Genomic DNA, 5,643 nt, shown 5'->3' on the forward strand with positions numbered 1-5,643 from the left:
GGAAGAACTGTGAGAGATATTTGAATACCAGCCTTCAGTTCGTCAATCTGGCATTTCTCGTCGTGTTGCTGCGCAGAAAAAATACTGAATAGGCTGTTAAAGAAAAGCGTGGATTTCTGAGTCAATTGGAAGATCTTGATAAAGAAGTCGATGTGCGTAAGCAAAAATTTAAACGACATCAAGAGACACTTTCTACTGGTAAGTTCGATGTAAAATCCTCAGAACCAGAGCCTGCACTTTCAGGAGTGAATAACATCAATCCGTGGACAGGAGAAGGGAGCGACGATAATAATAAAAAGGGGAAAAGTGCGCAAATCCTGAACCAGTATCACCAGTTGCGCTTTGACATTGAAAGGGCGCATTCGACGAGTTTAGGACGTATCATACTCAGTGAGCGGGAAACTGAAAAAAAATTGAATGAAGTCGGCAAGTCAGGATTAGTTTCCCAGAATGAAATTCAGCGCCTGAAAGCCCTTAATGCTGAAAACCATCAGAAGCAGCGCCTTGAATTGGCAGAACGCTATGCTCCTGCAAAAGCCCTGATCCGACAGGAGATGGAAGTCAGTCAGGAACTCAAGGCGCTGTATTCTCAGCGCTTACTGACCGAGCAGGAATATTTATCCGCCAGTCGAACACTGTATCAAACGTCCGTCAAAGATAAGCTGGCAGAACAGGCCAAACAGATTGCCGCACCGCACCTTAATGTGGCGGGAGAGGTAGATCCATTGGTTCAACTGAAAAACCAGTTAACAGAGCAGACTTCGTTGTATGAGGCTTATTATCAGAATAACCGCATCAATAAAGAGCGCTATGAGCAATTAGTCACAGCGGCTGGTACGCGATCGAAAGATGCGCAATTGGCGGCAGCGAAAGAATTGTATGGCGCCCAAGGCAATTTTCAGAAAATGCAGATAAATTTACTGGATGCGGTGGAGCAGCGGACGGGGAATGCCCTGACCGGAATGTTAATGGGGACTAAATCATTCTCGGAATCCATGAAAGAGCTGTCTGCGTCATTGGCACAATCCATTATTCAAGATCTGGTTCGTATCGCCATGCAATCTATGGTTACCAAAGCGATATCTGGATTCTTCGGCGGATTCGGTGAAATAGCAAATATGGGCACCAATTCTTTAGCGGGTAGAGGTATGTCTTCCAATATAGGTGCAATGGGAATATCTACCAGTTGGCGTGATTTCATCCCGAACGCCAAAGGTGGTATCTATCAATCGGCCGATCTGAGTCAGTATAGCGGGCAGATTGTGAGCAGCCCAACACTCTTTAAATTTGCCAAGGGCGGTGGGTTAATGGGGGAGGCAGGTCCCGAAGCCATCATGCCGCTTGAGCGTAGCGCCGATGGTTCACTCGGTGTTCGGGCGGTTACGTCGCCTGCCTCATCGGGTGATATCCATATCCATCAAACTATTCAGGTCTCCGGCAATGGCGATCAGGTGTTGCTGGCTGCAATGGAGGAAGCCGCCAGACGCGGGGCAGAGCAAGGGGCGGCGAGGGCTAAGGCCGATCTAATTCGGGATTTTCAATCAAATGGGCAGGTGAGAAAAACATTGGGGGTATAGATGGCAATTAGGATTTTAGACTGGCCGGAAGAAATTGTACCCAGCACGCTCAATTGGCAATTACTCAGTAACAGCAAAACGTTCACATCAGTTTTCAATGGCAGCACCCAAACAGCACGGTTCCCCGGCAGCCGTTGGCGTTGCACATTGACGTTTAACAATTTGACCGATGATCAGTCACGCATTTTAGAGGTGCTGGTGGCTCAACTGGACGGGGAGTCAGGCAGGGTACGCCTGTTCGATTGGGCGAGACCAGGGCTTGTGGGTATGGGTAATCCTCACCCTCTCGTCAGTGAACCTAATCAACTTGGGTATTATCTGAAAACGGCAGGCTGGCGTAAAAATACACGAGTTATCCAACGCGGTGATTACCTGACTGTAGGGAATGAGTTGAAAATGGTGACGGAGAATGTAGACAGCGACAGTACGGGAACGGCCGTTATTCCCATTTCGCCCATGTTACGTTATTCACCAAGACAGCATGACAAAATCGAAACAGAGCGACCCTTTGGGATTTTTAAACAGACAGGCAATGATCAGGGCAATTTTCAACGTAAACCGGGCATTCTCACCAGCACCACCTTATCTTTTGAGGAGGCATTATTCTGATGTTTTATCATCCGTTTTCTGATGACATGGTACGCGCTATTAATGAGGGCGCACATATCGTGCTGGCTACCCGTCTGGATCTCGTCTCCGGTGTGGTTTGCGCCCATACCGGCGTTGGGAATCTGGTTATTGCCGGAGAAAATTATCTAGGCGTAGGCAGTTTGGGGGAGATTGAAGCCGTATCGGAAAGTATGACAACCAGCCCAACGCAACTGGTCTTAAAATTGACGGGATTTGATCGTGGCTTGGTCGGAACGGTGTTAAATGAGCGTGGACGTGGCAGGGATGCCAGCGTCATGATGGTCACTATTGGTGATGACGGTCACCCTCTCTTGGCGGAAATATTATTCGCAGGGCAAATCTCAACTATCAATGTGGTGGCCGGAAATGAAAATGCGGTCAGTGTCACTATTTCCAATCGTTTTGAACGCTGGTCGATGGGCTTACCTGACCGATTTACCGATGAATCATGGTCAACCAGACGACAGGGAGATCGGATATTTCGGTATGTTGCGCAGATGGCAGAACGCGCCATTTATTGGGGAAGTAAAAAAGATGCACCTGCATTTATTTATAAATAAACTTTAATATTTACCTGTAACATCTGGATATCAAAAATACTAAGAGGTAGTATGTGTTGATATTTCAAACGTTTTGAGGGCAAGGCTGGTGAATTCAACCAATGAGGAACTTGATCCGTTGTTTGATGATGTGGTTGATTTTGTAATGACCAAAGAATACACATCGACTAATGAGATAAAAGAGTATTTTAGTATAGGTTATAATAGAGCAGCTTTGCTATTACAGCAAATGGAAGAGATGGAAATAGTTGCATGGGAGTGTAGTGGTGAGACCTCTCAATATAAAATAATTAATCCGTTAACACAAAAAATAACGAAACAGAAAAAAAAAGAACCAAATCCCAGAGTATTTAATACTAAGCAAAGCGATTCTGGAACATTAGGTGAATGGCTTATGGCTGGTATTGGTTTTATTATTGTTATATTCGTTTTTATTGTTGTTGTGTTCGTTTTTGTTTCTTGTTCTAATCGATCACCAGCACCTGAGGTAGATTATTGCTCAGATGACAAAACTGCATATTCTTATGCTAAAAAATTTATATCATCTCATTTAAAGGCACCATCAACTGCTAAGTTTGCCAGCTACTACGATGTTAAATCCACTCAACCAGAGAAATGTAAGTTTAACTTTATTGGCTATGTTGATGCTCAAAATAGCTTTGGTGCTATGATAAGGACACCATTTGAAGCAATTGTGCGTTATGACCAAAATAAAGACGCATATTATTTGGAACGTTTAGATATGTAGTTTACATGCCATATAATTTTCAAGTCAATTTTAAGCCCAGCCTCAATGCTGGGTTTTTTTATTTCCCACGGAGAACCCCATGAGACACCAACAATGGACATTGCGATTACCTAATACTATCAGGGCGGCCATGAGTCGCCCTTTTTTATGGGGTGAGCATGACTGCTGTTTGTTTGCCGCTGACTGTGTTCAAGCAGTGTGTGATTTTGACCCGTGCGAAACGGTACGCGGGCGTTATAACACACAGGCAGGTGCAGCCGAAGTGCTGAAATCAGAGTTTGGTTCACTAGAGCAGGCGTTAGATCGGTTATTTGATCGTATTCCGGTCACCACGGCAGGGCGCGGGGATATTGTGATGTTTGAGGCAGAAGAGGGCAAAACGCTGGGGGTATTGTGGGCGGGGCAGATTTGGGCGGTCACCCGTGTTGGCGTGCGTCCGGTTGATATCAGTCCGCTGTCGGCATGGAGGGTGGAGTAATGGGAAAAACGGTTGCGAGTGTGGTCTCTGCCGGGCTAATGATAGTGGGTGCAGTTGTCACGGGACCATTTGGGGCGGCGTTAATTGCAGCCGGGATGGCAGTCCAATTTGCCGCCAGCCAGATGTACAAGCCCAAATTACCCACAATGGGGCGAGACCAGAGCGAGCGAAAACAGATGTTACGCTCTTCCGCGGCCTCAGAGACGGTGGTTATAGGTCATACAGTGGTCTCTGGATTACTGTTCTTTGCCGAGGAAGAACCGGGTGAGCAGGATGAGAACGAGCGGATAACGTTGACTCTGGCTCTGGCGGGTCATCCGATTGAAAAGATAGGTCGTATCTGGCTGGGGGACGACCCGATAGAGTCGTTTGGTGGCTATGCTGAGTGGGAGCTGCATAGCGGCAGGACAAAGGCCGATCCCTTTATGCTGAAAAATTGCCCATCATGGAAACCAGACATGATAGGTCGCAACATGACGTGGTTGCGCGTCACCCTTAAGTTTGATGCGGAGAAGTTCCCGTATGGCCTGCCTAATATCAAGTGCGAGGTCTGGGGAAAGAAACTGTATGATCCCCGAACAGGCGAGACACGGTGGAGTAATAACGGGGCTTTGGTCATTCTGGATTACTACCGTAGTTATTTACAGGTGCCTGATTCTGATATCGATTGGGAGGCGTTCAAGCGGGCAGCGGATATCTGTAGCGAGGGCGTAGATACACCGGAGGGTGGACGCGAACCACGCTATGCCCTCAACGGGGCGTATGAACTGGAAGAAAGCCCATCGGCTATTTTAGATGCCATGCATCGGTGCCTGTCCGCAGATCCAACATATATGGCAGGCAAGCACGGAATCTTAGTGGGGGCATACAATGGACCTGCGATTCTGGATATCCATGAATCCCAGATTATTGATACTGTTACGCTGACACCGGAAGTGGGTCTAAAGGACGCCACGAATGCTATTTATGGCACGTTTATTGATGCGGAGCAGATCTACACCAAAACCGATTTCCCCCCTATTGTCCTGTCTCTTCTACACAAATCCCTCGATTGAATCGAGGGATATTTTTGAACCTTTTTCTGCCTGGCTGATCTCAACAAGAAATACCACGTCGAGGTCACGTATGATGTTTTCTACAAATACTGAGCAATGGGCAAAAGACACTTTTCAATATGCCGATTTAGGGGATAGTCGCCGCACTAAGCGCCTGGTCAAGCTGGCTTCTTCTCTTGCAAATCATTTAGGACAGTCTCTCGTGCAGTCTTTAAAATCACCTGCGGATATCGAAGCCGCTTATCGTTTCACTCGTAATCAAGCTATTAATCCTCACGCTATCGCAGAAGCTGGCTTTGTCGCCACCGCTGAGCAGGTTAAGCACTATGATTGCCTCCTCGCTCTTGAAGATACGACCTCGCTGGAATTTACCCACCCTACGGTTCGAGATGAGATGGGGCACACCACATCCAATAAACGTTCCAGAGGTATGCATGCACATTCCGTTTTGCTCTTTGCTCCTGATAAGCAGCAGGTGATTGGGCTCATTGAACAAGCTCGTTGGACGAGAGACCTTCAAGCTTACGGGCAAAATCAATATCATGCGAGCAGAGCTTACAAAGACAAAGAAAGCTATAAATGGGAACGGGCTTCA

7 protein-coding genes are annotated in these 5,643 nt (G+C 46.9%); all 7 read left to right on the plus strand.

The window, feature by feature from the left end:
• The first annotated feature begins 125 nt into the window (after positions 1-125).
• Positions 126-1,577 carry a phage tail tape measure protein gene (locus tag Xedl_RS18825; protein WP_074025253.1) on the plus strand — a complete coding sequence of 484 codons (1,452 nt, stop codon included), beginning with the start codon at positions 126-128 and terminating at the stop codon, positions 1,575-1,577.
• 6 nt (positions 1,578-1,583) lie between these two features.
• Positions 1,584-2,186, plus strand: coding sequence for a hypothetical protein (locus Xedl_RS18830; RefSeq protein WP_074025257.1), 603 nt, complete (start codon positions 1,584-1,586; stop codon positions 2,184-2,186).
• Positions 2,186-2,767: a hypothetical protein gene (locus Xedl_RS18835; protein ID WP_074025254.1), complete on the plus strand. Its 582-nt coding sequence runs from the start codon at positions 2,186-2,188 to the stop codon at positions 2,765-2,767. Before Xedl_RS18830 ends, Xedl_RS18835 begins: the two co-directional genes overlap by 1 nt.
• Before the next feature lie 88 nt (positions 2,768-2,855).
• Positions 2,856-3,515 (plus strand): DNA translocase FtsK, encoded by a 660-nt coding sequence (locus tag Xedl_RS18840; RefSeq protein ID WP_074025255.1) that lies wholly within the window; start codon positions 2,856-2,858, stop codon positions 3,513-3,515.
• Between the two features lie 79 nt (positions 3,516-3,594).
• On the plus strand, positions 3,595-3,993 hold the full coding sequence (locus Xedl_RS18845) for a DUF6950 family protein (RefSeq protein WP_074025256.1): 399 nt from the start codon (positions 3,595-3,597) through the stop codon (positions 3,991-3,993).
• Positions 3,993-5,048: a phage tail protein gene (locus Xedl_RS18850; protein ID WP_244149765.1), complete on the plus strand. Its 1,056-nt coding sequence runs from the start codon at positions 3,993-3,995 to the stop codon at positions 5,046-5,048. Before Xedl_RS18845 ends, Xedl_RS18850 begins: the two co-directional genes overlap by 1 nt.
• 73 nt (positions 5,049-5,121) lie before the next feature.
• Positions 5,122-5,643, plus strand: a 522-nt coding sequence (locus tag Xedl_RS18855) for an IS4/Tn5 family transposase DNA-binding protein (protein ID WP_279625379.1), incomplete at its 3' end; no start/stop codon positions are given.

The organism is Xenorhabdus eapokensis (genome assembly GCF_001908105.1).

Bases quoted from the DNA above. Each gene is read 5' to 3' on its own strand.
- Xedl_RS18835 (WP_074025254.1), top strand. From the start codon at position 2,186: ATGTTTTATCATCCGTTTTCTGATGACATGGTACGCGCTATTAATGAG.
- Xedl_RS18845 (WP_074025256.1), top strand. From the start codon at position 3,595: ATGAGACACCAACAATGGACATTGCGATTACCTAATACTATCAGGGCG.
- Xedl_RS18850 (WP_244149765.1), top strand. From the start codon at position 3,993: ATGGGAAAAACGGTTGCGAGTGTGGTCTCTGCCGGGCTAATGATAGTG.